This is a genomic window from Allobosea sp. RAF48, from assembly GCF_052114025.1.
Taxonomy (GTDB): Bacteria; Pseudomonadota; Alphaproteobacteria; order Rhizobiales; family Beijerinckiaceae; genus Allobosea.
This window is the reverse complement of sequence record NZ_JBFRDZ010000003.1, coordinates 136,385-161,989: the sequence shown is the minus strand read 5'-3', so window position 1 is coordinate 161,989 and position 25,605 is coordinate 136,385. Positions and strand designations below refer to the sequence as shown.

Below are 25,605 nucleotides of genomic sequence, written 5' to 3'. Positions count from 1 at the left end.
TCAGTCGCGCGGCCAGCCTGCCTGCTTGTAGATTTTCAACACAAGGCCGGGTCCGAAACTCTTCTTCGGATGCGGCACCACGATAGTGTCACGGACGCCGGGCTTTTTGAAGACATGGTGCGAGCCGGTGACGCGCACGCATTCCCAACCCTCGCGTTCGAGGCGGCGCATGATGTCGGCGCTGTTGTTGAGCATCGGTGCTCCAAAACGATGATTGGTGAAGCACCCTGCTATCTATACTAATCTCTCGGCATGTCTGGTGATAAACGCTGAGCAGTTACCACTTGACAAGGCAATGAAGAACTCATCCCGCCTTCTGCACGAACGAGTCCAGCACCATCTTCCGCCCGGCCTTGTCGAAATCGACTGTCAGCTTGTTGCCGTCGACGCTGGCGACCGAGCCGGGGCCGAACTTGACGTGGAAGACGCGGGCGCCCTCGCCATAGGCGGATTCGCCGGTGGATTTGGCCGTCAACTCGCCCTCGATCAGCAGCGGGCCGCGCTGGCGCGAGCTTGAACCGAAACCGCGGCCGCTTTCGGAGAAGCCGCTTCCGCCGCCGCCGTTCTTGGCGCGATTCTCCTGCGCGCGCTGCCAGCCCGGCGTGTTGTAGCTGGAGCCGAAGCTCTCCATCCGATCGAAGCGCGAGGCGCCGTAGCCGCCCTGCGAATAGCTGGTGGGGGCCTGCTCGACCTCGACATGCTCCTCCGGCAATTCGTCGATGAAGCGGGAGGGGAGGCTGGTCTGCCAGAGGCCGTGGATGCGGCGGTTCGAGGCGAAATAGAGCTTCAGCTTCTTGCGGGCGCGCGTGAGGCCGACATGGGCGAGGCGGCGCTCTTCTTCCAGGCCGGCGCGGCCGCTCTCGTCGAGCGCGCGCTGGTTGGGGAACAGGCCCTCCTCCCAGCCGGGCAGGAAGACCGTGTCGAACTCCAGCCCCTTGGCGGCATGCAGCGTCATGATCGAAACGCGGGCTTCCGCCTCGCCGTCGGCGACATCCATCACGAGCGAGACGTGCTCGAGGAAGGCCGGCAGATCCGGGAATTCGTCGAGCGAGCGCACGAGTTCCTTGAGGTTTTCGAGGCGCCCGGCGGCATCGGCCGAGCGATCCTTCTTCCACATCTCGGTATAGCCGGATTCCTCCAGCACCAGCTCGGCGAGCTCACCCTGCGGCATGTGCTCGGCGCGGGCCGACCAGCGGCCGAAGGCCTCGACCAGTTCGCGCAGCGCCGTGCGGGCCTTGGGCTTGAGCTCGTCGCTCTCGACCGCGGCGCGGGCCGACTGCATCAGCGAGAAGCCGGTGGCGCGGGCATGGTTGTGCAGGAGCTGGACCGTCGCGTCGCCGAGGCCGCGCTTGGGCACGTTGACGATGCGCTCGAAGGCAAGATCGTCGGTCGGCGAGACCACGCAGCGCAAATAGGCGAGCGCGTCGCGGATCTCGGCGCGCTCGTAGAAGCGCGGGCCGCCGATGACGCGATAGGGCACGCCGGCCTGGACGAAGCGCTCCTCGATTTCGCGCATTTGGGCGGAGATGCGGACGAGCACCGCGACCTGGCCGAGATCCTGGCCCTTGGACTGCATCGCCTCGATCTCGTCGGAGACGAGGCGGGCTTCCTCCTGGCTGTCCCAGGCGCCGGTGATGGTGACCTTCTCGCCGAGCGCATCCTCGGTGCGCAACGTCTTGCCGAGACGGCCTTCATTGCGGGCGATCAGCTTGGAGGCGGTGGCGAGGATATGGCCGGTCGAGCGGTAGTTGCGTTCCAGCCGGATCACGGTCGCGCCTGGAAAATCGTGCTCGAACCGAAGGATGTTGTCGACCTCGGCGCCGCGCCAGCCATAGATCGACTGGTCGTCGTCGCCGACGCAGCAGATGTTGCGGCGGCCCTGCGCGAGCAGGCGCAGCCAGAGATACTGCGCCGTATTGGTGTCCTGGTACTCGTCGACGAGGATGTAGCGGAAGCGGTCGTGATAGGTCTGGAGCACGTCCGGATAGTCGCGGAACAGCGTCAGGCAATGCAGCAGGAGATCGCCGAAATCGACAGCGTTCAGCGCCTTCAGGCGCTCCTGATAGGCGGCGTAAAGCTTGCCGCCCTTGCCGTTGGCGAAGACGGCTGCCTCGCCCGGCGCGACGTCCTTCGGCGCAAGGCCGCGGTTCTTCCAGCTATCGATGAAGCCCGCCAGCATGCGGCCGGGCCAGCGCTTCTCGTCGATGTTCTCGGCCTGGATCACCTGCTTCATCAGGCGGATCTGGTCGTCGGTGTCGAGGATGGTGAAGTCGCTGCGCAGGTCGAGCAGTTCGGCGTGGCGGCGCAGGAGCTTGGCCGAGATCGAGTGGAAGGTGCCAAGCCAGGGCATGCCCTCGGCGACAGGGCCGACGAGATGGGCGACGCGCTCCTTCATCTCGCGCGCCGCCTTGTTTGTGAAGGTGACGGCGAGGATCTGCGAGGGATAGGCGCGGCTGGTCGAGATCAGGTGGCCGATGCGTGTGGTGAGCACGCGGGTCTTGCCGGTGCCGGCGCCGGCCAGCACGAGCACCGGTCCCTCCGTCGCCTCGACCGCCTGGCGCTRTTCCGGGTTCAGACCCGCGAGATAGCCGGCCGCCGGCTGCGCGGCAGCGCGCGCGGCCAGCCCGCCGGGGCGGGGCAGGGGAGCGGAAAAGGCGTCGGTATCGGACAAGGGTCTAAGCTGCTCGTGCGTGATTCGTTCTCCGGCGAATATAGGGCGTCAGTGTCGGGATTGCGCCCCCCACCGACAAGGCGTTGAAAATATCGAGCCCTCATCCTGAGGAGCCCCGCAGGGCCGTCTCGAAGGATGCTTCAATAGCCTCCTTGAGGTTCTCCCGCGATCTGGATCATCCTTCGAGACGCAGCCTGCGGCTGCTCCTCAGGATGAGGGCTCGCGTGTGGAGAGGAGGCGCCCATGACTGATGTCGTGTCGCGATCCGGCGGCTGGGAGGTCATCAATCAGGTGCCTGTGCTGGCCGACTACGATGCCTTCTTGGCCGATCCGGTGCTGCCCGGCATCGTCGCGGCCTTCGGGGCCGACTGGGCGCGCGAGCGGCTGCAGGAGGCGGGGCGCACGGTCGGCTCGGCCCGCGTGCAGGAACTGGCCTATCTCGCCAACCGTCACACGCCGGAGCTTCGGGCCTTCGACCGTTTTGGCAATCGCATCGACGAGATCGCCTTCCATCCGGCCTGGCATGAGCTGATGGGGTTCGCCATCGGGCAGGAGACGCATGCGCTGGCCTGGAACCGTCCGGGGCCCGGCGCGCAGGTGGCCCGCGCCGCGCTGCAATATCTCTGGTACGGCGGGGAGAGCGGGATCTGCTGCCCGATCAGCATGACCTATGCTGCCGTGCCGGTGCTGAAACAGGACGCGTTGATTTGGGAGCAGTGGGGTTCCCTCGTCACCTCCAATCGCTATGACGCTCGACAAGGACCGGCGCATCTCAAGACCGGCGCGACCGTCGGCACGGCGATGACGGAGACGCAGGGCGGCTCGGATCTGCGCCAGACACAGACCGTTGCCGAGGAAAATCGCGACGGCACGTTTTCGCTGCACGGCCGGAAATGGTTCTTCTCGGTGCCGCATTCCGACGTCTTCCTGACGCTGGCGCGCACGCCGGAGGGCATCTCCTGCTTCGTCGTGCCGGGCTGGCTGCCGGATGGGTCGCGCAACGGCGTCGCGATCCAGCGGCTCAAGGACAAGGTCGGCAATCGCTCGAATGCCTCATCGGAGGTCGAGTTCCGCGGCGCCATCGGTCGTCTGATCGGCGAGCCGGGGCGGGGCATCCGCACGGGTCTCTCGATGAACCACAATTCGCGGCTGGACATCGCCGCAGCCTCCTCCGGGCTGATGCGGATGGCGGTTTCGCTCGCGGCGCATCACGCGCAGCACCGGCGCGCCTTCCAGAAGGCGCTGATTGACCAGCCGATCATGCAGAACGTTCTCGCCGACCTCGCCATAGAGGCAGAGGCCGCTGCCTGGCTGGCTTTCCGGCTCTTCGCGGCGCTCGACCGGCAGGAGGAGTCGGCCGGCGAGCGGCTGCTGGCGCGGGTGGGGGCGCCGATCGCGAAATACTGGATCACGCGGCGGGCGCCGGCCGTCGTCACCGAGGCGCTGGAATGCCATGGCGGCAATGGTTTCATCGAGGAGAACCCGATGGCACGGCTCTACAGGGAGGCGCCGCTCAACGCGATCTGGGAGGGCTCGGGCAATGTCATCTGTCTCGATGTGCTGCGTTCGCTGGCGCGCGAGGAAGGGGCGGTCGACGTGCTGCGGGCGGAGTTGTTGACGGCTGCGGGAGCGGATCGGCGCTACGATGCGGCGCTGAAGCGACTGGAAGGCGAGCTGCCGGAACTGATCGGCAATGAGGGGCAGGCACGGCGGCTAACTGAAAAGCTGGCGCTGGCGCTGCAAGCCTCGCTGCTGTTGCGGTTCGCGCCCGCTGCGGTGGCGGATGCCTTTGTGGCGACGCGCTTGGGCGAGGGCTGGTCGGGGCAGTTCGGGGATTTGCCGCCGATGGTAGATGCGGCGGCGTTGGCGCGGCGGGCCGTGCCGGCCGTTTCGTAGAGCGGGCCGTCATGCTCGCCCTTGTGGCGAGCATCCATGTCTCGAACTCCGTCTTCGACCAGCGAAGACGTGGATGGTCGGGACGAGCCCGACCATGACGGCGGAGCGATTTTGCTAGGCTTCCGGCTCGAAATTCATCGCCACGCCGTTGATGCAGTAGCGCAGGCCGGTGGGCGGCGGGCCGTCGGGGAAGACGTGGCCGAGATGGCCGCCGCAATTGGCGCAATGGACCTCGGTGCGGACCATGCCGAACTTGCGGTCCTCGCTGGTCTCGACCGCGCCTTCGAGCGGCTGGTCAAAGCTCGGCCAGCCGGTGCCGCTCTCGAATTTCTTGCCCGACCTGAATAGCTTCTGGCCGCAGCCGGCGCAGGAGAAGGTGCCGGCGCGCTTCTCGTAGTTGAGCGCGCAGGAGCCAGCCCGCTCCGTGCCGTGGCCGCGCAGGATCTGATACTGCTCGGGCGTCAGGCGCTCGCGCCATTCGGCGTCAGTCAGCTGGAAGGGGAAGGTCTCGTCCTGCTTCTTCGGCTCGCCGAACATGCTCATCAGACCCATTGCGATCTCCTTTCGGCCGGGGCGGTGGCCACCTCATCGGCTCTCGTGCCGGCAATATGGCGTCTCGCGCGCTGAATTTCAGCCCCGCCGATCCAAGACGATTTCACGAGGCCGTGGCAATCGCCGGGGCTTCGTCACCTGACCGTCACGCGACTCCTCTAGCAGCCCCGCCACCCGCAAAGGGAGGAAAACCGGTGACGCAACAGGCGACGCAAACGGCGCGCGCGGCCCGCCGCATGACGAGCTCGGGCCTGGGATTGGCCGTCCGACGCAGCAAGAAGCTGTCGAAGGCGGGCATGCTGGAATGGCTGTTCGCCCGCGCCTTCTCCGGCCTGGTCTATCCACAGATCTGGGAAGATCCGGTCGTCGACATGGCGGCGCTGCAGCTCAAGGCCGACGACCATGTCGTGGCGATCGCGTCGGGCTCCTGCAACATCCTTTCCTATCTGACGGCTGCGCCGATCCGCGTCAGCGCCGTCGATCTCAATGCCGCGCATATCGCGCTCGGCCGGTTGAAGCTTGCGGCGCTGGCGCGGATGGAGCGACAGGAGGACTTCCTGCGCTTCTTCGGCCGGGCGAACGTGCGCGGCAACGTCGGCGTCTACGACCGCGAGATCGCTGATCATCTCGACGCCGTCTCGCGCGGCTACTGGGAGGGGCGGGGCCTTAACGGCCAGCGTCGGATCAACGTCTTCGCTAAGGGCTTCTATCGCTACGGCCTGCTCGGCCGTTTCATCGGCACGGGCCATGTGCTGGCGCGGGCGTTGGGCGGCAACCCGCTGATGATGCTGGCGGCGCGCGACCTTTCCGAGCAGCGTGCGCTCTACGAGCAGCATCTCGCGCCGGTCTTCGAGCGCAAGCTGGTGCGTTGGCTCGTGCGCCAGCCGGCCTCGCTCTACGGGCTCGGCATCCCGCCGGCACAGTACAAGGCGCTCGCCGCCGATGGCGAAGACGGGATCCTCGGCGCGCTGAAGCTGAGGCTTGAGCGGTTGGCCTGCGATTTCGACATGAAGGAGAACTACTTCGCCCAGCAGGCTTTCGGCCGGCGCTATGGCGAGGGGCCGGATGCGGCCTTCCCGCCCTATCTGCAGCCGCGGCATTTCGCGGCGGTGAAGGAGCGCGCCCCGAACGTCTCCTATCGCCAGAGCGCGATCACGGCCGTTCTCGAAGACCAACCAGCCGAAAGCTGCGACGCCTATGTGCTGCTCGATGCGCAGGACTGGATGAACGACGCCGACCTCACGGCGCTGTGGTCGCAGATCACGCGGACGGCGCGGCCGGGCGCGCGGGTGATCTTCCGCACGGCGGCCGACGAGCGGCTGCTGCCGGGCCGGGTGCCGGCGGCGATCCTCGATCAGTGGCAGTACGAGGAGGAGCGCAGCCGCGATCTCTGCCGGCAGGACCGCTCGGCGATCTATGGCGGCTTCCACCTCTATGTGCTGAAGGGGGCGGCCCGGTGAGCGCGGCCGAGGCGCCGGGCGGCTCGGCCGCCGGGTTGATGGACCGGATCTATCGGCATCAACGGCATATCTACGACGCCAGCCGGAAGTTCTATCTGCTCGGCCGCGACCAGCTTATCGACGGGTTGCAGCCTCCTCCCGGCGCCGCCGTGCTGGAGATCGGCTGCGGCACCGGGCGCAACCTGATCCAGATCGCAAGACGCTACCCGTCCTGTGCCTGCTACGGGCTCGACGTCTCCAGCGAGATGCTGGCGACGGCGCACGCTTCGGTGGCGCGGGCGGAGCTGGAAGATCGGATCCAGCTTGCCGAGGCAGACGCCACCGGTTTCGATCCTCAGGCGCTGTTCGGCCTTGAGGGCTTCGACCGGATCGTGATCTCCTATGCGCTGTCGATGATCCCGCCCTGGCAGGGTGTCGTCGCCGAGGCGCTGCGCCGCCTTAACATGGGCGGCTCATTGTATATCGTCGATTTCGGCGACCAGAGCGGGCTTCCGGCGGCGTTCAAGGCGGTGCTGCTGCGCTGGCTCGCCCTTTTCCATGTCACGCCACGCGAGGATCTGCCGGGAGCTGTGCGGGCGCTGGCGGAAGCTGCCGGAGCCGAATGCCGGCTCGGCGCGCCGTATCGCGGCTATGCGATGCATGCCGTCGTCACGCGCAGCCGCTAGGCTGCGTAGCGGCGCGCCTGCGGAGGTGAAGCAGAAATCCCGAGCTACGCCTGATCGGGCAACACCGCTCAGTGCCGCGTCTCGACCTCGGGCTCGCGCTCTTCGTTCGCTTCCTCGACGCGGATCGCCGACTTCTTCGGCATGCCGATGATGCGACCGATCGTGGCTGGCAGCGGCATCATGCTGTGGGCCGCCTTCATCAAGGCAAGATTCGCCAGGATGTCGGCAGGGAAGGGCACGACCCTGCGATGGACCATATCGACGTGCAGCGACAGGTTCTCGCTCGTCGCGGCGAGCCAACCCTCATGGGCGTGGCGCATCTCGAGATAGTAGTGCAGGCGCTTGTCGTCGAAGTCGATGAGCTGGGCGGTGACGCGGACGAGATCGCCGTCGGTCAGCTCACGCTTGTAGAGGATGTGGCATTCCGCGGTGAAGGTCGAGGCATGGCGTGTCTCGACATAGTCCCGCGTCAGGCCGACGAGCGAGAAGACTTCGTCCACCGCACGGTCGAACAGGACATGATAATAGGCCATGTTGAGGTGGCCGTTGTAGTCGATCCATTGCGGCTCGACCCGCATCGCCGACGAGACGAAGGGCGAGAAGAAGAGCGCCGGAGCGCGTGTATCGTTTGCCATGATCGCCCTCCCTGTCAGGCGCCTCGTTCAAGGGGCCGTCGCAGAATTGCGGCTGCCCATTTCCTCGTCTCGTGATCTAGTATGCACCGGTCGCAATCGGCGTCAGCATCTTGCTCCGACGAATAAAGCCGGATCATGTCGGACCGTAACCGATTGCGAAACCGATCTGTTCCAAGTCTAAGCGCCAAAACCGGATCTTGACAATGAGCCTGCCCGCCACCGCCCTTCATGACGGCCCTGCCTCTGCTGCAGCGCTGCCCCCGTCGCCGGAAGCCGTTGGGGCCGTGACGCAGGCGCTGGCCGCGCGCTTCGGCAACAGGCTCGTAACCAGCCTGGCGGTGCGCCAGCAGCACGGCCACACGCTGACCTGGATCCCGAATTTGCCGCCCGATGCGGTGGTGTTCCCGCAGAGCACGGAGCAAGTCTCCGAGATCGTGAAGCTCTGCGCCGCCCATGGCGTGCCGGTCATCCCCTTCGGCACCGGCACCTCGCTGGAGGGCCATGTCAACGCGGTCTATGGCGGCATCTGCATCGACATGTCGCAGATGAAGCGGATCATCGCGGTCCACGCCGAGGATCTCGACGTGGTGGTCGAGGCCGGCGTCACCCGCAAGGAGCTCAACGAGCATCTTCGCGACCAGGGCCTGATGTTCCCGATCGATCCCGGCGCGGACGCCTCCATCGGGGGCATGGCCGCGACGCGCGCTTCCGGCACCAACGCCGTCCGCTACGGCACGATGAAGGACAATGTGCTGGCGCTGAAGGCGGTGATGGCCGACGGCTCCATCGTCAAGACCTCGACCCGCGCCCGCAAGACGTCCGCGGGCTACGACCTCACCCGCCTGCTCGTCGGTTCGGAAGGCACGCTCGGCATCATCACCGAGGTGACGCTGAAGCTGCATGGCATCCCGGAGGCGATCGCAGCCGGCGTCTGCCCTTTCCCATCCGTGAAGGCGGCCTGCGACGCGACGATCCTGACCATCCAGACCGGCCTGCCGGTTGCGCGCATCGAACTGCTCGACGACGTGATGATCCGCGGTGTCAACCTGCATGCCAAGCTCGGCCTGCCGGAGACGACGATGCTCTTCGTCGAGTTCCACGGCACGGAAGCCGGCGTGGCCGAGCAGTCCGAGCGCTTCGGCGAGATCGCGGCGGAATATGGCGGCGGTCCCTTCGAATGGGCGACCAAGGCCGAGGACCGCTCCAAGCTCTGGCAGGCGCGCCATGACGCCTATTGGGCGGCGAAGGCGCTGCGGCCCGGCTTCGACTCGGTCGCGACCGATGTCTGCGTGCCGATCTCGCAACTGGCCGAATGCGTCGAGGAGACCAAGCGCGACATCGAGGCCTCCGGGCTGATCGCGCCGATCGCGGGCCATGTCGGCGACGGCAATTTCCACACGCAGCCGCTGGTCGATCTCAACGACAAGGCCGAGGTGGAGCGGGTCCAGGCCTTCATCGACAGGCTGGTGAAGCGCGCGCTGGCAATGGGCGGGACCTGCACGGGCGAGCACGGCGTCGGCCAGAAGAAGATGAAGTATCTCGAGCAGGAGCACGGGGCGGAAGCGCTCGCGGTCATGCGGACGCTGAAGCGTGCGCTCGACCCGCAGAACATCCTCAATCCCGGAAAAATCATCGTCCTGTGACATCGGCGCGGCTTGCGCTGCGGGCGCCCTTCGCGAAATGTCGTGATCCTGCCGCGACTTGCCGGCATGATCGCGGGCGGCCGCCGGTTCCGGGCCGGCGGCGCTACACCATTGCGACAGGGATAGAAAGCGGACGTTGCGTGAAAGCCTGACAGTTCTGGCCGGCCTGCTGGTGCTGGCGCTGCTGGCGGCCCTGATCGGCCCCGGCTTCGTCGACTGGCGCGTCTACCGGCCGCAGATCGAGACCAGGCTGAGCGAGGCGCTCGGAGTCGAGACGCAGATCGGCGGCGCCATCGGCCTGCGCCTGCTGCCTTCGCCGCGCATCTCGCTGGAGAACGTCCGGATCGGCGGCGGGGATGGCATGACCAGCGCGGCGGCCGCCGAGCAGGTGACCGTCGAACTGGCGCTGGCCGCGATGGCGCGCGGCGAATTCCGCTTCTCCGAAGCCGAGATCGACGGGGCCACGATCTCGCTTTCCCTCGACGATACCGGCGCGATCCGCCTGCCGGAGCGGACCGGCAAGGGCCTTCCGGCCGAGGCGCGGCTCGACAGGCTGCGGATCAGCCGTTCGGCCCTGATCTGGCGAGAGCCGGGCAAGCCGGCGGTCACGTTGACGCCCATCGCCGCGGAGGTTTCCGCCGTCAGCTTTGCAGGCCCCTGGCGCTTCGAGGGCGAGGTGGCCGGCGCATCCCTGCGCGTGATGACCGGCGAGATGGAGGAGAGCGGCAGACTGCGCGCCAAGGCCTTCCTCACCGGCGAGGATCTGCAGCTCAATTTCGACGGCTCCCTGATCCTGCCGACGGCGCCAGGGCGGATCGGCGTCGAGCTCGACGGCGCCTTCGGCCTGTCGCCTGGCGGGGCGGTCTCGCTGTCGGGCAGGGTGAAGGGCGGTGGCCGCCAACTCGACCTTGCCGGTCTCACGCTCGACCTCGCCGGCGGTGCGGCAAGGCTGGAGGGGGAGGGGCAATATCTGCCGGGAACCGGAGCTGGCTCGCTGGCGTTGCGCGCCCGCCGGCTCGATGCCGATGCACTGGCGGCGGCGCTGGCGGAACGCCAGGGCTTCGAGCGGGCGCTTACTGGCCTGCCGGGCGCTCTCGACATCGGCCTCGACCTCGACCAAGTCATCTGGCGCGGCGAGGATCTTTCGACATTCGCGCTGCGCGGGCGCCTGCATGACGGCGGATTAAGCGATGCTTCGGCCTCAGTCCGCGTGGCCGGCGCGTTGATCGGGGCGTCCGGCGGTCTGCGGGGCGAGGGAGCGTCGGGCCGCATCAATCTCAAGGCGGATGATGCGCGGCGCATCGCGCTGGTTCTGGCCAGGGCCGGATTGGACCCGGCCATGGCCGATTTCATCGCCGGGCTCGGGCGCATCGATGCCGATGCGGTCGGCTCCTGGGCGCCGGGGCGGATCGCGTTGCAGCGGCTGCTGGTTGCGGGTTCATCCGGCTTGCGGCTCGACGCGTCAGGGGAGGCTGGATCGGCCAAGCTCGCGGCCAAGGCTACGGTGAGCGGGCTCGCACTCGATACCCTGCCGCCGGGAACAAGCTTCAGCGGATTGTTCAGGCAGCCTGACATCGCGCTCGATCTGACGCTGGCCAATGCACGCTTTCGCAATGCTCCACCGGGCTCGGCCAGCCTCGATATCCGCCGAGAGGGCGATGCCTGGCGATTGAGCCGGCTCTCGGTCAACGGTTTCGGCGGCGTCAACGTCACCGGGGCCGGTTCGTTGCTGGCCGAGGGCGGGGAGATTTCGGGGCGGATCCGTGCGCCACGGGTCGAGACCCTGACGGCACTGGCCGGGCCGCTGCTGCCGGATGCGGCCGTGCAGGCGTTGATGCGGGCGGGCGAGGGGCTGGCGCGGCTGGACAGCGGCTTCCGCCTGACTCGGGCGGCTTCGGGCGAAACCGCGCTCTCGGCCGAGGGCAACGCGGCAGCCGGGAAGCTGACGATCAAGGGCGTGCTCGACCGCGCCGGAAACTGGAATCGCGCCACTCTGGGCTTCGACCTCGCCGACCGGCGGCAGGCCTTCACCGCGCTTGGCCTGCCCACGCCGATGCAGGGCGGAGCTGGCCGGCTCACGCTCGACATCGACAAAGGGCGCATGGTCGGCTCGCTGGCAGGGCCGGGTCTGTCCCTCGTGGTGGAGGATGGCGCCGGGGGGGCGCAGGTCTCGCTGCAAGCCGAAGGGCCGGCCCAGGTTCTGGCGGAGGGGCCGGCGCGGCTGCTGCCCGACGGGGTGCTCGACGCACATGCGCGACTGCAGGTGACTGGCGATGCGGTTCGGCTCGACGGTATCGCGGCCAATCTCGGTGGCATGGCAGCCAGCGGCTCGCTCACCTTGCCACGCGAGGGGCGCTACACCGGACGTTTCGCGATCCCCGCGGCGGATCTGCGCCAGCTGATCGCGACGGCGCTGGGACCGGCGCCGTCGGCCCCCGGGTCGATCTGGTCCACCGCACGGTTCGGGCGCGTCGGCGAGTTGCCGGAGCTCGACATCGCGGTCGAGGCCGGCACGCTCGCGGTCTTCGACGGCGGGGCGATCCGCAATGCCAGCTTCGCGTTGCGTTCGGATCAGGACGGGCTGCGGGTCGACGACATCAAGGGTACCTTTGGTGGGGGGCAGATCTCTGGCCGCCTCGGCCTGCGCCGGGATGGCGGGCTCGCTCAACTCAACGGGCGGCTGGCCCTGACCGCGATCGACATCGTGGAGATGACCAAGGGAGCCATCGGCGGCAAGGCTTCGGGGCAGGTCGAGTTCGGCGGATCGGGCGAGACGCCGGCACGCCTTATCGCGGGCCTGAGCGGAGCCGGCAGCCTGTCGCTCTCCGGCACGCGCCTCGCCCGTTTCGATCCGAACGCCTATGCCCGCATCATTGCCAATACGGGCGAGGATGCCTCCGAGAGCGATACCTCGCGACTGCAGGACCGGCTGGCCGAGGCTCTCGATCGCGATGCCTGGGCGCTCGGCGACGTAACCTTGCCGTTCACGCTGGCAGGCGGACTCATCCGGCTGCAGCCGTTCAGCTTCGAGCGCAACGGCTTGCGGGCGGAGGCGAGCGGCACCATTGATCTGCGCGCGCTCAATGCCGATCTCAGGCTCGCTCTCAAGCCCATCGGCGCGCTGCCGAAGGGGTGGCCCGGCGATGCCCCGCAGATCGGGATCGCCTGGCGTGGTCCGCTCTCGAACCTGCGGCGTGAGAGCGATGTCAGCGCGCTCTCGAACACGGTGGCGGCGCGGGCACTGGCGCGCGAGATCGAGCGCGTCGAGGCCTTCGAGGCGGATGCGCGCGAGCGGGCGGCGCATGCCCGGCGCCTGCGGGCCGAGCGCGAGATGCGTGAGAACGAGCGCAAGCTCAACGAATTCCTGAGGGGGCAGGAGGAGGCCCGCCTCGCCGAGGAGAAGCGGCAGGAAGAAGCGCGGCGTGCCGAGGAGCAGCGCAGGCAGGCCGAGGAGAAGCGGGCCGAGGAACTGCGCCGCGCGGAACAGGCGCGTGCCGATCAGGAGGCGCGCCGAAGGGCGGAGTTGGAGGAACGTGCGCGAGCCGCTGCGGAGCGGGCTGCCGTGCAAGCCGCTCCGCCGCAGCCGCAGTCACAGCCCGGCCCGCTCGTCCTGCCGGGCGCGCCGCGCGCCAGCTCTCCGGAAGGCGTCGTTCAGCAGCCGGCTCCGCCGTTGCAGATCCTGCCGGGCGCGCAGCCGCGCAATTGAGGGGCTTCAAACCCTTCGCGGGTTTGATTCCCGGCCTCTTCTCAAGCGGCTGAAGTAATCATGGCCCAGCGCTGCCTTGATGCTCAGCGGCGAGCCGCCGGTAATGAGAAAGCGCGTGCAAGCGCAGGGCCGAGGAGAGGTTGAGCTCGCCCCGGCGGGAATCGACTTCGACGACGAGGGCGGAAACCGGCTGGCCTTCGGTGGCGGCGATCTCCTTCAGTGCCTCCCAGAACTCGTCTTCCAGCGAGATACTGGTGCGATGGCCTGCTATGCTGAGCGAGCGCTTGCGCTCCGAACTCATGCCGGCTCCGGGTCCTTGTCGCCCTGCGCAAGCCTATGCCCGTCGATGTGGCGGGCGGCCTTGTCGCGCTCGGCCTCGGAGAGGCTGCGCTCGGCCTTGGTCCGGCCGAAGCTGATGCGGTTCTGCTCGGCCGCCTTATCCGCCTCCGTGCGCGCCTTCTGCTTGCGGGCGCGGCGGAGATTGATGATCTCGGCCATGAGCGCAGCTCCCTCAGCGCGGGCCGAGCATCTGCTCGGGCTTGACCGTCCTATCGAAGAGATCGGCGTCGACACCAGCCTTGAGCGCTTCCTCGCGCAGCGTCGTGCCGTTGTGGTGCGCGGCTTTGGCGATGTTCGCCGCCTTGTCATAGCCGATCGCCGGAGCCAGGGCGGTTACCAGCATGAGTGAGCGCGACAGCAGTTCCTTGAGCTGCGTCTCGTTGGCCTCGATGCCCTCCACGCAGTTGGTGCGGAAGCTTTCGGCCGCGTCGGCCAGCAGCCGGACCGACTGCAGGAAGGCGGCGGCGATGACCGGCTTGAAGACGTTGAGCTCGAAATGGCCCTGGCTTGCGGCGAAGCCGATCGTCGCCTGGTTGCCGTGGACCTGGGTCGCGACCATGGTCAGAGCCTCGGCCTGAGTCGGGTTGACCTTGCCGGGCATGATCGAGGAGCCGGGTTCGTTCTCCGGCAGGCTGATCTCGCCGAGACCGGAGCGCGGGCCGGAGCCCATCAGGCGGATGTCGTTGGCGATCTTGAACAGGTCGGAAGCGAGCGCAGCCAGCGAGCCATGGGCGGCAGCGAGTGCGCCGTGGCTTGCCAGCGCCTCGAACTTGTTCTCGGCCGTGCGGAAGGGCAGGCCGGTCAGCGTCGCGACCTCCTTGGCGAAGAGCACGGCGAAATCGGGATGGGTATTGAGGCCGGTGCCCACGGCTGTGCCGCCCTGCGCCAGCGCGTAGAGCCCGCCGAGCGCGGCTTCGATCCGGCCGATGCCGAGATGGAGCTGCATCGCATAGCCGGAGAATTCCTGGCCGAGCGTGACGGGCGTGGCATCCTGCAGATGGGTGCGACCGATCTTGACGAGATGCCTGAAGGCCTCGGCCTTGGCGTTCAGCGCCTTTTCGAGGTTGCGCAGGGCCGGGAGCAGCTTGCGCGTGATCTCGAGCACGGCCGCGATATGCATCGCAGTCGGGAAGGCATCGTTCGAGGACTGGCCGCGATTGACGTGGTCGTTGGGATGGACCGGGCTCTTGGCGCCAAGGCCGGCACCGAGCAGCTCGTTTGCCCGGTTCGCCAGCACCTCGTTGGCGTTCATGTTGGACTGGGTGCCGGAGCCGGTCTGCCATATCACCAGCGGAAAATGGCTGTCGAACTTGCCGGCGAGCGCTTCGTCTGCGGCCTGGCCGATGGCGCCGGCAACGCGCTGGTCGAGCAGCCCGAGCCGGGCGTTGACATGAGCCGCCGCCTTCTTGACCAGCACGAGGGCATGAACCAGCGGCAGCGGCATGCGCTCACGCTCGCCGCCGATCCGGAAATTCTCCAGAGAGCGCTGCGTCTGCGCGCCCCAATACCGGTCCGCAGGCACAGCGATGGGGCCGAAGGAATCGGTTTCGGTGCGCGTCTCGGTCATGGGAAGGTCCGTCAGGTCTTCTTGCGGAAGGAATCGAGGCTGACGACTTCGGCGCCGCTCTTGCCGTCGTCATCGGTTTCGCCGATCGCCGCGTCGCTGCCCTTGTCCGCGTCCTCTGCCGCCGAGGCCCGCGTCTTCAGCGCGGGCACGCCGGTCGGCACGACCTTGGTGGGAACGGGAGCGGGGGCAGCAACCGACTCGGACTGCGGGGCACCTGCCTCCTCCGGCTCGCCCTGCGTCTCGAACTTCAGGCCGAACTGCACGGAGGGGTCGAAGAAGGTCGTCACCGCATCGAAGGGGATGAGCAGCCGCTCCGGCACACCCGAAAAGGACAGGCCGACCTCGAAGGCATGGTCGCTGACGCTGAGGTCCCAGAACTGGTGCTGGAGGACGATCGTCATCTCGTCCGGGTGCTTCTCGCGCAGGCGCTGCGACAAGCGCACACCGGGCGCCCCGGTCCGGAAGGTGACGTAGAAATGATGCTCGCCGGGCAGGCCGTCCCGCGCCGCCTCCGTCAGGATCTTGCGGACGACGCCCTTCAGCGCTTCCTGCACCATCAGATCGTAACGAAGAACATCTTTGGACATCGGGTGCGTTTTTCCGCTTGCTGCTCCGGCGGGAACAGCCGGCAGGCCAGAATGAAAGTGGAGGCTTCTGTTGCCAGGCGCCTCCGGGCCCCGCCTTACGCGGCTAAGCGCAAGGGCTTTGGTTTGGGAACCAGCACCGCTTACGCGGCGACAGCAACCCGAGCATTGTTGTCGTTGGCAACTATGCTTTGGCCCGATAACGGCGGAACCATGCCGAGCAAAAGGACAACTTTTACACCCTCGTCGATCCTATTTCGCCCCCGCCAAAACCCTGAAAGATCAGGGCTTTGGTGGAGGCGCCGGGTACTGCCCCCGGGTCCGAAAGGCTTATTCCGAAATCCGTTTATCGCCATAGCCGCTCTTGCGAGTGGCAATGACGAATATAGGCGCAGCAGCGGCGCGGGGAAAGAGTGCTGAGCCGATTTCGACAGGCAATGCGGCATTCGGGCCTCAATCGAGAATGCGACCATTTCTAATGTCGATGTCGAGGATCATCTCGTCGTCGTCGACGCTGCGGCCGGATATCTCCCAGCGGTCGTCGGCGCGGGTTATTTCCTCGACATGGACGAGGCCGGCGCTCCAGGCGATGTTCCGGGCTTCGCTTTCCGAAATGATGGCATCCACTTCCCGCGCATGCCCGGCCACCGCGATGAGACCGTTCAGCGCGAGCGCGACCAGCAAGCCGGTTCCGGTCGTTTTCATCCACATCGACATATTCCCCACGAATCAGGCCGCGATGAGCGGCCCGGATTGAGGCGGGTTTGCGGATGCGGACGTTCACGGCCAGTCGCAATGGCGTGAGCCCTGGCGCATCTCTGCGTCTCCTTCCGGCGCGAAAATGCTCCAACTCCTTATCCGATCGCATTTTCTTCACGCGCGCCGGTGTCGCGCTCAAGAATGCGCTAGCTGCGTTCCGCCTTGACGGAGGCCGGACGCTCGCGCTCCATCTTGATGACGACACCGTCACTGGCGCGCAGGCCAATCTCGATTTCGGCGCCCGTGCTGTCCCGCCCCTCGACCTTATCAAGCGTCCTTGTCGAGTTTGGCCTCCTCGACGCGGACGAAGCCGTTCTCGGGGGCGATTCGCCTGGCCTCGTCCATCGAGACTGGGGGCGGCGCGGGGTCGATCGTCTCGGGCGCCTGGGCGTGGCCCGCATAGCCCAGGAGCCAGAACGGGCCGGAGACGGCGAGCGCCAGGAACGATCTACGCGAAAGCATGGAAATGTCTCCCTCTGGCGTTCCGGAGACGGCAACCGGGGGCCTCTGGCATCGTTCCTGCCGTCGGCCGGCGGGAGTGCATGCAAAGGCTGGGGATGTCCGCAGCGACAAGGGGGGCCAAGGCGCCGCAGAGCCGCTATGTTCGTCCGCCTTCAACTGTGAAGTAGGACTTCGCGAGAGGATGAGGGTTGCTGCGACAATGGTCGCGCAATTTCAGGAGGCAGGAATGACCAGGCGGCACCCGGAATACCAGTATCTCGACCTTCTTTCCGACGTGCTGGAGCGGGGCGACGAGCGGCTGGATCGTACCGGCGTCGGCACGCGGTCCATCTTCGGCGCCATGGCTCGATTTGACCTGTCGGATGGGACGGTACCCATTCTTACAACCAAGCGAGTCTTCTGGAAGACTGCGGTGAAAGAGATGCTCTGGTTTCTGACCGGGCAGACCAACATTCAGCCGCTGATCCGCGAGAATGTACGAATCTGGACCGACTGGCCGCTCGCCACCTACCGTCRCGAAACCGGCACGGACATCAGCCAGTCCGAATTCGAGAAGCGCATCGCGGAGGATGATGCATTTGCCGCGCGTTGGGGCGATCTGGGTCCCGTCTATGGCAAGCAATGGCGGCGCTGGTTGGGCGCTGATGGTCGCGAACACGACCAGATCGCGGATCTGATCAGCACTCTACGGAACAATCCGTCCAGCCGCCGAATGCTATTTCACGGTTGGAACGTGGCCGAGCTAAGTCAAATGGCCTTACCGCCTTGCCATATGGTCTATCAATACCACGTCACTTCCGATGGGCGGCTGAATTCTCTTTGCTTCCAAAGGTCAGCAGATCTGCTCCTTGGAGTAGGGTTCAACTGGGTGAACTGTTGCGCCCTTCAAATGATGATTGCGCAACAGGCGGGATTAAAGCTGGGCGACTTTGTCTGGTTTGGGGGAGACGTTCATCTCTACCTCAATCATCTCGGCCAGGCCCGGGAGCAATTGAGCCGTGATCCGCGTCCGTTCCCGAAAATGCGTCTGGTGCGGCAGGCAGCCAGCATCGACGACTATCGGATCGAGGACTTTGAAGTGGAGGGCTATTTGCCTCACGCCGTCATCAAGGCGGACGTCGCGGTCTGAGCCTAGCTACCGCGGACCAACTTGAGACGATCCGACCGTCCGGCAAAGGCGCGAACGGCCGCCTGGGCGGATGCCGTGATGGGTGCTTGTTCCTGCTGAGCGATCGCAGAAAGGCGCAAACCTGAGCTCGGGGTCTTGCCGCCCGCCGCAACTCGCCACGATCGATGCGCCGCAAACTTTCTCGCGGCCGCCTGCGTCGCGGCTGCCGTTACCTTCTGGCTGTGATCAACGAGTCCTGAGCCCCCGCGGCCGTTTGCGCGCCTCGGTATCGCACGACCTCACCCAGCGCCGGGAGATACCAGACTGGACTCAACATTAGAATGTTTCTAAAGAGTGTCGAGAACTCCTGTTTGTTGGTGACGTCTTGCCCGCGTTCTTCTCGCTCTTTCGGCCTGCCCGGCGACGGTTCGATGACCTCAGCCCGCAGGAGGTCCTTTCCCTCGCGATTCTCGCCGAGGAGGAAGACGGCCGCATCTACGCAGCCTACGCGGCAAATCTGGGCGAGCGGTATCCAGCTTCGGCTGCGATGTTCGATGCGATGGCGGCGGAAGAAAATGAGCACCGTCGCAGTTTGCTCGACCTCTATGTGCGCCGGTTCGGATCCACGGTCATTCCCATTCGTCGCGAGCACGTCGAAGGCTTCTATGCGCGGCGGCCGCTATGGCTGGTAAAATCGCTGCCGCTGGAGCGCGCCCGGGCGGAAGCCGCAGATATGGAGCGGCAGGCGGAAGCCTTCTACCGGCTGGCCGCATCCCGCAGCTCCGATGCAGAAACACGCAAGCTGCTGGGAGATCTTGCCGCCGCCGAGGCGAAGCATGAGCGGACGGCACTGGCTCTCGAAGACAGCCTGACGAGCGGCGACGAAGGGAAGACTGAAGCGGAGCACGCCAAGCGTCAGTTTGTCCTGACATGGGTCCAGCCTGGCCTCGCCGGACTGATGGACGGCTCGGTCTCGACGTTGGCGCCGATCTTCGCGACCGCGTTCGCGACACAGAACACGTGGACGACATTCTTGATCGGCCTGTCTGCTTCGGTCGGTGCTGGTATCTCGATGGGCTTCACAGAAGCAGCCCACGACGACGGCAAGCTCTCGGGACGCGGACCGCCGTGGAAGCGCGGCGTCGCTTCCGGCGTCATGACAGCGTTGGGCGGACTCGGGCATGCATTGCCCTACCTCATCCCTCAATTCTGGACCGCTACGATCATCGCGCTCTGTGTCGTTTTCGTCGAACTCTGGGCGATTGTCTGGATCCAAAATCGCTACATGGAGACGCCGATCGGCCGAGCCATGTTCCAGATCATTCTGGGCGGTCTGCTTGTTCTGGCGACCGGCATCCTCATCGGCGGCGCGTGAAGAACAAACGGAACCACCATGCAGCATAATTCCGACCTGACGCGGTATGACTCGACTACCATCGCTCTGCATTGGCTGACAGCTGCGCTTGTGCTGCTTTTGTGGCTCATGGCTCAAAGCGAAGCTCTGCTGCCGCGTGAATGGCGTCATGGCATGTGGTCCATCCACATCGCGGCCGGGGTGGGGCTGATATTGGTCTATGGCGTTCGAGTTCGGTGGCGCGTGTCATCAGGCCGCCGTCTTCCCTCCATCAATACGGGTGTTCTCCGGATAGCCGAGCAGGCCGTGCACTGGCTCCTATATGCCGTTCTGGCGGTCACCCTGGTTCTCGGYGTCGTCAATGTGGCAGCCAGAGGATGGGACCTGTTCGGCTTGGTCCAAATACCGTCCTTTGCAGCTGATGACCGCGCTCTGCGTCGCTCGATCAACGGCTGGCACGAACTCGCCGCCAACGCGTTGATCTGCTTGGCGGCGTTTCATGCGGTGGCCGCATTGTGGCACCACTATGCCTACAAGGATGGCGTGCTGAAGCGAATTTGGTTCACAAGCGGCGGAATGTCCGCTTCCCAGCGACCGCCCGGCGGCCATTAATGTGAAGGGTTTTGGCCCGGCTCATGCGGCGGCATGGTGCCGGGAGTGCCTGCCCACGAGGACTTCAACGAGCATCTGTTCCGCAGGCTATGGACTTATCGAAGAACCGCTGACCGAGCGCCGCCCGGGAGTTTCGAAGACCGTACGCCGTACGGTGCTCAAGGGACCAAGCGAGAACAGATTCCAGCTATCAAAAAAGGCGGAAGCAGCGGCGAGATCATAGTCAGCGTCCGTTTGTGCGCGCCGAAAGCAGCGCGGGGCCATCAGCGCGTCTCTCGTCGGTTTTGACGCAAATCAAACGGAACACCCTGGCACCGTGCAAAGTTCAGTTGTGCTGCTGAGCCCGGCGCTTCGGAGCGTCACGGAATCGCAGGTGGTCGCGCTCGTGGACGGGGGCGATAGCCAAAGCCGTCATACGCGTTGCCTCGGCCGAAGCTGCGATGATGCGAGAAAGGCCTGGTCATGTCGGACACGCAAGGCGCGGTGATTGACACGGTCCGCCTCTGCAAGGCGTTTGACCGGAACATGGTCGTGAACAATGTCGATCTCACCGTGAATCACGGCGAGATTTTCGGCCTGATCGGGCCGAATGGCGCCGGTAAATCCACACTTATCAAAATGTTGACCACGCTGTTGCCGCCAACCGGCGGAGATGCGTCGGTCGCGGGTTGCGATCTCCGCAAAGAGCCGCAGCGGCTGCGATCGCGTATCGGTTATGTCCCGCAACTCCTGTCGGCGGACGGCGCGCTGACGGGCTACGAGAACCTGTTGCTGTCGGCTCGGCTCTATCTCATCCCCCGAAAGGAGCGCGCCGCACGGATCGCCGAAGCTCTTTCGATGATTGGGCTAGCCGATGCGGAGGACCGTCTGGCGCAGCACTATTCCGGCGGCATGCTGCGGCGCCTCGAAATCGCCCAGAGCACGCTGCACAGGCCCGCGCTCGTGATCATGGACGAGCCCACCGTGGGGCTCGACCCCGTCGCGCGCAATGCGATCTGGGACCATATCCGCGATTTGAGGCAGCGTTTCGAGACGACGATCCTGATTACGACACATGTGATGGAGGAGGTCGAGGAGCTCTGCGATCGCGTCGGGATCTTGCACCGCGGGCGGCTCGAAAAGGTCGGAACCCCGGCGCAGCTCAAAGCCGAAATCGGTCCGACAGCGACGCTCGATGATGTCTTCGCTGCCATAGCCGGGCATGACATCGAAACAGGAGGCGACTATGGAGATGCGCGTCAATCGCGCCGCAGCGCCATCGGACGAAACTAGCGCCGGTCTGGCCGGGATCGCGGGTTTCTTCACCCAGATCCATGCGGTCGCGGATGCGGAGTTCCGCAAACTCAGGCATGATCCCAGCGAAATCCTGACCCGGGCCATCCAGCCGGTGATCTGGCTTTTGCTGTTTGGCGAGGTCATGGCGCAAGTGCGCGGACTTGCTACTGGCAATGTCCGCTATCTCGACTTTCTGGCACCGGGCATCCTGGCTCAGAGCGTGCTGTTCGCCGCCATCTTCTACGGCATAGCGGCGATCTGGGAGCGGGATCTGGGCGTCCTGCATCGCTACATGGTGAGCCCGGCACCGCGCAGCGCGCTGGTGCTGGGGAAGGCTACCGCAGCCGGTATACGTGGGCTTGCGCAGGCGGCGGTGGTCTATCTGCTTGCCTGGCTTCTCGGGATCGCGATCGATTTCAATCCGCTCAATCTTCTGGCGGTTGCAGGGCTGATCGCGCTGGGGTCGGCCCTCTTCTCGACTTTCTCGCTCATCATCGCCTGCATCGTGAAGACACGTGAGCGTTTCATGGGTATCGGCCAGGTGCTGACCATGCCGATCTTCTTCGCCAGCAATGCGATCTATCCGATCGAGATCATGCCCGGCTGGTTGAAGGCGGTTTCCCTGGCAAATCCGCTGACCTATCAGGTTGACGCGCTGCGGGCGCTGATGCTCGTCGGAGGCCAAAGCCGTTACGGACTGCCTGTCGACTGTGCCGTGCTGCTGGCAACGACCGCTGTTCTCGTCGCCATCGCAGCACGCATGTACCCCCGTCTCACGACGTAACGGCAGGAGGCATCCATGGCATTCCCGCGATCTCGGAGGTTCCGCGTGAGGCGTGGCGCCTCAATGCCGCATCCGGCGAGTTCCGGCGGATTCCTCAGGCCGTCCAGCCAACTTCTTCGATCATGGACGAATGTGCCGCGCCGGTCGTGCACGCGACGGGCAGGGCCGGGATCGCAAAATGAATGATCGCAATCGCGCTGACATGATGCAGGGGGTGGCTGCGGACGAGGCGGCGGGTGCGAGCGCCGCTTCGAAGCCGGAGGCCACGCCTCCTCGCGAAGGAGCCGCCGTAGATGCTGCTTCGGCCTCTCCGGGCAGGCGATTCATCGCGCTGCTGGGTCCGGGGCTGGTGACCGGCGCTGCCGATGATGATCCCAGCGGAATTGCGACCTACAGTCAGGTCGGCGCACAGTTCGGCTACGGCCTCGCCTGGACAATGCTGTTCAGCTTTCCCCTGATGGTCGCCATTCAGGCGATCAGCGCGCGGATCGGCTCGGTGACCGGCCGCGGCATCGCCAGCAATCTGCGGCGGCACTACTCGCCCTGGCTGCTGCGCAGCGTGCTGTTGTTGCTCGTCGTCGCCAATGTCTTCAACCTCGGCGCCGATCTGGGCGCGATGGGTTCTGCGCTCAAGCTTCTGATCGGCGGCTCGCAGCACCTCTATACTGTCGGGTTCGCCGTTCTCTCTGTACTGCTGCAAGCCTATATGAGCTATGAGCGCTATGCTGCCGTGCTGAAATGGGCGACGCTCTCGCTCTTCGCCTATGTCGCCGTCGTCTTCATATCCGGCGTACCGCTCGCTGCCGCGCTGCGCGGCGCCTTCGTTCCGCACCTGACTTTCGATAGCGCCCATGCCATGGCGCTGGTTGCCGTGCTCGGGACCACCATCAGCCCCTACCTCTTTTTTTGGCAGGCGGGCCAGGAGGTCGAGGAACTGCATCGGCGTCACATCAAGCCGTTGTTCGTTTCCCCCAAGGATGCGGGCGGGGAGCTGACGCGCATCAGGATCGACACTCTGGTCGGCATGGGCGTTTCCAACACGATCGCCTTGTTCATCATTCTCGCCACGGCCGCCACGCTCAACGCCCACGGCATCACCGATATCCAGACTTCGGCGCAGGCGGCAGAGGCGCTCCGCCCCATCGCGGGAGCCTATACCTTTGCACTCTTTACCACCGGCATCATCGCGACCGGGATGCTCGCCATTCCCGTTCTCGCCGGCTCTGTCGCCTATGCCACGAGTGAGACGTTTCGCTGGCCCGAGGGGCTGGACCATCGCCCTCGGGAAGCAAAAGCCTTCTATGCGACAATCGCCGTCGCTACGGTCGCCGGTCTCGGCCTCAACTTCGCCGGCATCGACGAGGTCAAGGCGCTTTACTGGAGTGCCGTACTCAATGGGGTGCTTGCGGCTCCATTGATGGTGGTGATCATGCTGATCGCTACAAACCGGCGCGTGATGGGGCGTCTGGTTCTGCCGCGCGCCCTCGTTGCAGGTGGTTGGATCGCGACAGCGGTGATGGCGATCGCAAGTGCGGGTTTTCTTCTGCTTTGAATTTTATGTTGAGAATTATCTCAAATGACTCAATGTCTTCGGCAATTTTGAAAGTTATGCGCCGGGTCGCCAAAGTTTTATTCCCGAATAAAGTTGCCTGAAGTTCGCGGATGTATGTGTCTGTATTGCGTGTGAATTCTATATATTAGGCGTTAATATCCTCAATATCGCCTGAATACACTTGTTCCAATAAGATGATTGAGCATTGAGATTGTATCTCTTCTCGAAGGGGTGCCGATTGATGCCCTTTTGGCCGCGACCGCGAGCTGTGCGGGCCTCCCGGCATTTCACTCCCGAAAACGCTGCACTCCACCCGTTGCATGTCATTCCGGATATGCTAAAAGCAGAATCGATTATTTGATCAAACGAGCACTCATAGGAAGCCCATGGGCCGGCGAGCGATCTACTCGGGTTCGAAGTTTGAGGAGCTGGCCGGCTATTCGCGCGCGCTCGTCGACGGGGACTGGATCTTCGTGTCGGGGACGGCTGGCTATGATCCGGTGAGCGGGGCCTTTCCGGCCTTGGCCGAGGATCAGGCCCGCCGTGCCTTGCAGACAATCGCGGAAGCGTTGGCGCAGGCCGATGCGTCCCTCGCCGATATCGTGTCGGTGCGCGTCTACCTCGCCGAGCGCGGCGATGTTCTCGCCGTATCCAAAGTCCTCGGTGAACAGTTTGTCGATCCGCGGCCGACCAATACGACGATCCTCTGCGGTTTTCCGGTCGAGGAGATCAAGGTCGAGATCGAGGCGGTTGCGCGGCGGGCTCAGGCGAGCGCCGTCGCATCCGAGGAGGCCGGACGATGAAGCGCGTTGCCCAGCGGATTTCGGGAACGCCGAAGAAATCCTTCGGCATGTACCAGAAGGCGGCGGCGCTGCGCGGTGCCGGCCATGATCTGATTCATCTGGAATTGGGGCGGCCGGCAGCGGACACGCCGGAGCACATCAAGCGGGCCACGATCGACGCCTTGCTCGCTGGTGATGTCCACTACAGCGACTTGCCCGGAACGGCGCGGTTGCGGAATGTCCTCGCGGAGAAGCTGCAAGCGCGCAACGGCATCGCGGCCGAGCCCGAGACCGTTCTCGTCACGAACGGGCTGACGCATGCGGCCTTCGCCGTCTTCATGGCGCTTCTCGACCAGGGCGACGAGGTCATCCTGATCGATCCCCATTACCCGCAGCATATCGGCAAGATCGAGCTCGCCGGAGCCAAGCCCGTCTTCGCGGCGCTCGATCCGGCCGATGATTTCAGGCTCGCGCCGGAGCGCATCGAAAGCCGGATCACGAGCCGGACGCGAATGATCGTGCTCGTCAATCCGGTAAACCCGACGGGGCGGGTGTTCACGCGGGCCGAGCTCGAGGGGCTCGCGGAACTCGCGCGCCGGCACGACCTGCTGGTCTTCGCCGACGAGGTGTATGAGGACATCGTCTATGACGGGGCGGAGCACTGCAGCATCGCTTCGCTTCCCGGCATGGCCGAGCGGACCTTCTCGGCCTTCGCCTTCACCAAGTCCTTCGCGATGGACGGCTGGCGCATCGGCTATCTCGCCGCGCCCGCCTGGGCCATGGCCGGACTGCTCAAGATCACGGCGAACGACGTCACGCATGTGAACACGTTCATCCAGGCCGGCGCCCATGCGGCGATCACCGGGCCGGGCGACGTTCTCGCCGCGCTGGTCGAGGAGGATCGCCGCAAACGCGATTTCGTGGTGCAGCGGCTGAACCAGATGCCGGGCGTGCGATGTGCCCTGCCGCAAGGCGCCATCTATGCGTTTCCCGACATCTCGGGCACCGGCCTGCCATCCCAGCTTCTCGCCGATATGATCCTCGAGCAGGCCCATGTCGTCGTCGAAGCCGGCAGCTTCTATGGCGCGGCGGGCGAGGGACATCTGCGCATCTGCTTCGGCTCGGAGGGCTTCGCGAGACTGGAAGAGGGCATGGATCGCCTGAGCAGCTTCTTCAATCGGCTGTGATCCGGGCGATGA

23 protein-coding genes and 1 other RNA gene are annotated in these 25,605 nt (G+C 65.5%); 13 read left to right on the top strand and 11 right to left on the bottom strand.

The features are described 5' to 3' along the window. Both AB4Z10_RS06990 and AB4Z10_RS06985 read right to left on the bottom strand, forming a co-directional pair. Positions 1-195 carry a type II toxin-antitoxin system HicA family toxin gene (locus AB4Z10_RS06990; RefSeq protein WP_441469664.1) on the bottom strand — a complete coding sequence of 65 codons (195 nt, stop codon included), beginning with the start codon at positions 193-195 and terminating at the stop codon, positions 1-3. Between the two features lie 109 nt (positions 196-304). After that, a complete protein-coding gene (locus AB4Z10_RS06985) occupies positions 305-2,695 on the bottom strand; it encodes an ATP-dependent helicase (RefSeq protein ID WP_465247580.1) in 2,391 nt (796 codons plus the stop codon). A 219-nt stretch (positions 2,696-2,914) separates the two neighbouring features. Between AB4Z10_RS06985 and AB4Z10_RS06980 the strand changes: the two genes are divergently transcribed. Then, a complete protein-coding gene (locus AB4Z10_RS06980) occupies positions 2,915-4,567 on the top strand; it encodes an acyl-CoA dehydrogenase family protein (protein WP_441469662.1) in 1,653 nt (550 codons plus the stop codon). A gap of 114 nt (positions 4,568-4,681) precedes the next feature. Here the strand turns inward: AB4Z10_RS06980 and msrB are convergent, their stop codons facing one another. After that, a complete protein-coding gene (gene msrB / locus AB4Z10_RS06975; RefSeq protein WP_441470028.1) occupies positions 4,682-5,110 on the bottom strand; it encodes a peptide-methionine (R)-S-oxide reductase MsrB in 429 nt (142 codons plus the stop codon). A 203-nt stretch (positions 5,111-5,313) separates the two neighbouring features. On the opposite strand from msrB, the gene AB4Z10_RS06970 reads away from it, so the two are divergent. Together AB4Z10_RS06970 and AB4Z10_RS06965 are read left to right on the top strand one after the other, a co-directional pair. After that, complete coding sequence (locus AB4Z10_RS06970; protein WP_441469661.1) at positions 5,314-6,579, top strand: BtaA family protein; 1,266 nt, start codon at positions 5,314-5,316, stop codon at positions 6,577-6,579. Beyond that, positions 6,576-7,244, top strand: a complete 669-nt coding sequence (locus AB4Z10_RS06965; protein ID WP_441469660.1) for a class I SAM-dependent methyltransferase — start codon at positions 6,576-6,578, stop codon at positions 7,242-7,244. The genes AB4Z10_RS06970 and AB4Z10_RS06965 overlap by 4 nt, the downstream gene beginning before the upstream one ends. Before the next feature lie 68 nt (positions 7,245-7,312). Here AB4Z10_RS06965 and AB4Z10_RS06960 read toward each other — a convergent pair whose 3' ends face one another. After that, positions 7,313-7,879 (bottom strand): thioesterase family protein, encoded by a 567-nt coding sequence (locus tag AB4Z10_RS06960; RefSeq protein ID WP_441469659.1) that lies wholly within the window; start codon positions 7,877-7,879, stop codon positions 7,313-7,315. A gap of 203 nt (positions 7,880-8,082) precedes the next feature. Here AB4Z10_RS06960 and AB4Z10_RS06955 point away from each other — a divergent pair, with 203 nt between their 5' ends. Then, positions 8,083-9,522 carry an FAD-binding oxidoreductase gene (locus AB4Z10_RS06955; protein WP_441469658.1) on the top strand — a complete coding sequence of 480 codons (1,440 nt, stop codon included), beginning with the start codon at positions 8,083-8,085 and terminating at the stop codon, positions 9,520-9,522. A gap of 136 nt (positions 9,523-9,658) precedes the next feature. After that, a complete protein-coding gene (locus AB4Z10_RS06950) occupies positions 9,659-13,228 on the top strand; it encodes an AsmA family protein (RefSeq protein ID WP_441469657.1) in 3,570 nt (1,189 codons plus the stop codon). A gap of 58 nt (positions 13,229-13,286) precedes the next feature. Here the strand turns inward: AB4Z10_RS06950 and AB4Z10_RS06945 are convergent, their stop codons facing one another. The 7 genes from AB4Z10_RS06945 to AB4Z10_RS06915 form a co-directional block, all read right to left on the bottom strand. Continuing rightward, the gene (locus tag AB4Z10_RS06945; protein WP_441469656.1) at positions 13,287-13,529 is read right to left on the bottom strand and encodes a ribbon-helix-helix domain-containing protein; all 243 of its coding nucleotides are present in this window, start codon (positions 13,527-13,529) and stop codon (positions 13,287-13,289) included. Then, entirely contained in the window at positions 13,526-13,726 is a 201-nt protein-coding gene (locus AB4Z10_RS06940) for a DUF4169 family protein (RefSeq protein WP_441469655.1), read from the bottom strand. The genes AB4Z10_RS06945 and AB4Z10_RS06940 overlap by 4 nt, the downstream gene beginning before the upstream one ends. A 13-nt stretch (positions 13,727-13,739) precedes the next feature. Then, positions 13,740-15,134, bottom strand: a complete 1,395-nt coding sequence (gene fumC / locus AB4Z10_RS06935; RefSeq protein WP_441469654.1) for a class II fumarate hydratase — start codon at positions 15,132-15,134, stop codon at positions 13,740-13,742. Positions 15,135-15,145: 11 nt separating this feature from the next. Beyond that, positions 15,146-15,721 carry an SspB family protein gene (locus AB4Z10_RS06930; protein WP_441469653.1) on the bottom strand — a complete coding sequence of 192 codons (576 nt, stop codon included), beginning with the start codon at positions 15,719-15,721 and terminating at the stop codon, positions 15,146-15,148. Between the two features lie 56 nt (positions 15,722-15,777). Further along, positions 15,778-16,133, bottom strand: a transfer-messenger RNA (tmRNA) gene (ssrA, locus tag AB4Z10_RS06925). A 38-nt stretch (positions 16,134-16,171) separates the two neighbouring features. Continuing rightward, positions 16,172-16,402, bottom strand: a complete 231-nt coding sequence (locus AB4Z10_RS06920) for a hypothetical protein (RefSeq protein WP_441469652.1) — start codon at positions 16,400-16,402, stop codon at positions 16,172-16,174. Positions 16,403-16,744: 342 nt separating this feature from the next. Beyond that, positions 16,745-16,939, bottom strand: coding sequence for a hypothetical protein (locus tag AB4Z10_RS06915; RefSeq protein WP_441469651.1), 195 nt, complete (start codon positions 16,937-16,939; stop codon positions 16,745-16,747). Between the two features lie 226 nt (positions 16,940-17,165). On the opposite strand from AB4Z10_RS06915, the gene AB4Z10_RS06910 reads away from it, so the two are divergent. From AB4Z10_RS06910 to AB4Z10_RS06875, 8 genes are all read left to right on the top strand, one after another. Further along, the gene (locus AB4Z10_RS06910; protein WP_441469650.1) at positions 17,166-18,068 is read left to right on the top strand and encodes a thymidylate synthase; all 903 of its coding nucleotides are present in this window, start codon (positions 17,166-17,168) and stop codon (positions 18,066-18,068) included. Positions 18,069-18,432: 364 nt separating this feature from the next. After that, positions 18,433-19,422 (top strand): iron exporter MbfA, encoded by a 990-nt coding sequence (gene mbfA / locus AB4Z10_RS06905; RefSeq protein ID WP_441469649.1) that lies wholly within the window; start codon positions 18,433-18,435, stop codon positions 19,420-19,422. A gap of 18 nt (positions 19,423-19,440) precedes the next feature. Further along, on the top strand, positions 19,441-20,013 hold the full coding sequence (locus AB4Z10_RS06900; RefSeq protein ID WP_441469648.1) for a cytochrome b: 573 nt from the start codon (positions 19,441-19,443) through the stop codon (positions 20,011-20,013). 462 nt (positions 20,014-20,475) lie between these two features. Further along, positions 20,476-21,285 (top strand): ABC transporter ATP-binding protein, encoded by an 810-nt coding sequence (locus tag AB4Z10_RS06895; RefSeq protein WP_441469647.1) that lies wholly within the window; start codon positions 20,476-20,478, stop codon positions 21,283-21,285. Beyond that, positions 21,239-22,072, top strand: a complete 834-nt coding sequence (locus AB4Z10_RS06890; protein ID WP_441469646.1) for an ABC transporter permease — start codon at positions 21,239-21,241, stop codon at positions 22,070-22,072. The genes AB4Z10_RS06895 and AB4Z10_RS06890 overlap by 47 nt, the downstream gene beginning before the upstream one ends. A 178-nt stretch (positions 22,073-22,250) precedes the next feature. Beyond that, positions 22,251-23,624: an NRAMP family divalent metal transporter gene (locus tag AB4Z10_RS06885; protein WP_441469645.1), complete on the top strand. Its 1,374-nt coding sequence runs from the start codon at positions 22,251-22,253 to the stop codon at positions 23,622-23,624. Positions 23,625-24,010: 386 nt separating this feature from the next. Next, positions 24,011-24,427 carry a RidA family protein gene (locus tag AB4Z10_RS06880; RefSeq protein ID WP_441469644.1) on the top strand — a complete coding sequence of 139 codons (417 nt, stop codon included), beginning with the start codon at positions 24,011-24,013 and terminating at the stop codon, positions 24,425-24,427. Continuing rightward, positions 24,424-25,593, top strand: a complete 1,170-nt coding sequence (locus AB4Z10_RS06875) for a pyridoxal phosphate-dependent aminotransferase (protein WP_441469643.1) — start codon at positions 24,424-24,426, stop codon at positions 25,591-25,593. The genes AB4Z10_RS06880 and AB4Z10_RS06875 overlap by 4 nt, the downstream gene beginning before the upstream one ends. Positions 25,594-25,605: the final 12 nt, after the last annotated feature.

Bases quoted from the DNA above. Each gene is read 5' to 3' on its own strand.
- AB4Z10_RS06930 (WP_441469653.1), bottom strand. From the start codon at position 15,721: ATGTCCAAAGATGTTCTTCGTTACGATCTGATGGTGCAGGAAGCGCTG.
- AB4Z10_RS06880 (WP_441469644.1), top strand. From the start codon at position 24,011: ATGGGCCGGCGAGCGATCTACTCGGGTTCGAAGTTTGAGGAGCTGGCC.
- AB4Z10_RS06875 (WP_441469643.1), top strand. From the start codon at position 24,424: ATGAAGCGCGTTGCCCAGCGGATTTCGGGAACGCCGAAGAAATCCTTC.
- AB4Z10_RS06980 (WP_441469662.1), top strand. From the start codon at position 2,915: ATGACTGATGTCGTGTCGCGATCCGGCGGCTGGGAGGTCATCAATCAG.
- AB4Z10_RS06895 (WP_441469647.1), top strand. From the start codon at position 20,476: ATGTCGGACACGCAAGGCGCGGTGATTGACACGGTCCGCCTCTGCAAG.
- AB4Z10_RS06940 (WP_441469655.1), bottom strand. From the start codon at position 13,726: ATGGCCGAGATCATCAATCTCCGCCGCGCCCGCAAGCAGAAGGCGCGC.
- AB4Z10_RS06915 (WP_441469651.1), bottom strand. From the start codon at position 16,939: ATGCTTTCGCGTAGATCGTTCCTGGCGCTCGCCGTCTCCGGCCCGTTC.
- AB4Z10_RS06990 (WP_441469664.1), bottom strand. From the start codon at position 195: ATGCTCAACAACAGCGCCGACATCATGCGCCGCCTCGAACGCGAGGGT.
- AB4Z10_RS06960 (WP_441469659.1), bottom strand. From the start codon at position 7,879: ATGGCAAACGATACACGCGCTCCGGCGCTCTTCTTCTCGCCCTTCGTC.
- AB4Z10_RS06945 (WP_441469656.1), bottom strand. From the start codon at position 13,529: ATGAGTTCGGAGCGCAAGCGCTCGCTCAGCATAGCAGGCCATCGCACC.
- AB4Z10_RS06890 (WP_441469646.1), top strand. From the start codon at position 21,239: ATGGAGATGCGCGTCAATCGCGCCGCAGCGCCATCGGACGAAACTAGC.
- AB4Z10_RS06885 (WP_441469645.1), top strand. From the start codon at position 22,251: ATGAATGATCGCAATCGCGCTGACATGATGCAGGGGGTGGCTGCGGAC.
- msrB (WP_441470028.1), bottom strand. From the start codon at position 5,110: ATGAGCATGTTCGGCGAGCCGAAGAAGCAGGACGAGACCTTCCCCTTC.
- AB4Z10_RS06955 (WP_441469658.1), top strand. From the start codon at position 8,083: ATGAGCCTGCCCGCCACCGCCCTTCATGACGGCCCTGCCTCTGCTGCA.
- fumC (WP_441469654.1), bottom strand. From the start codon at position 15,134: ATGACCGAGACGCGCACCGAAACCGATTCCTTCGGCCCCATCGCTGTG.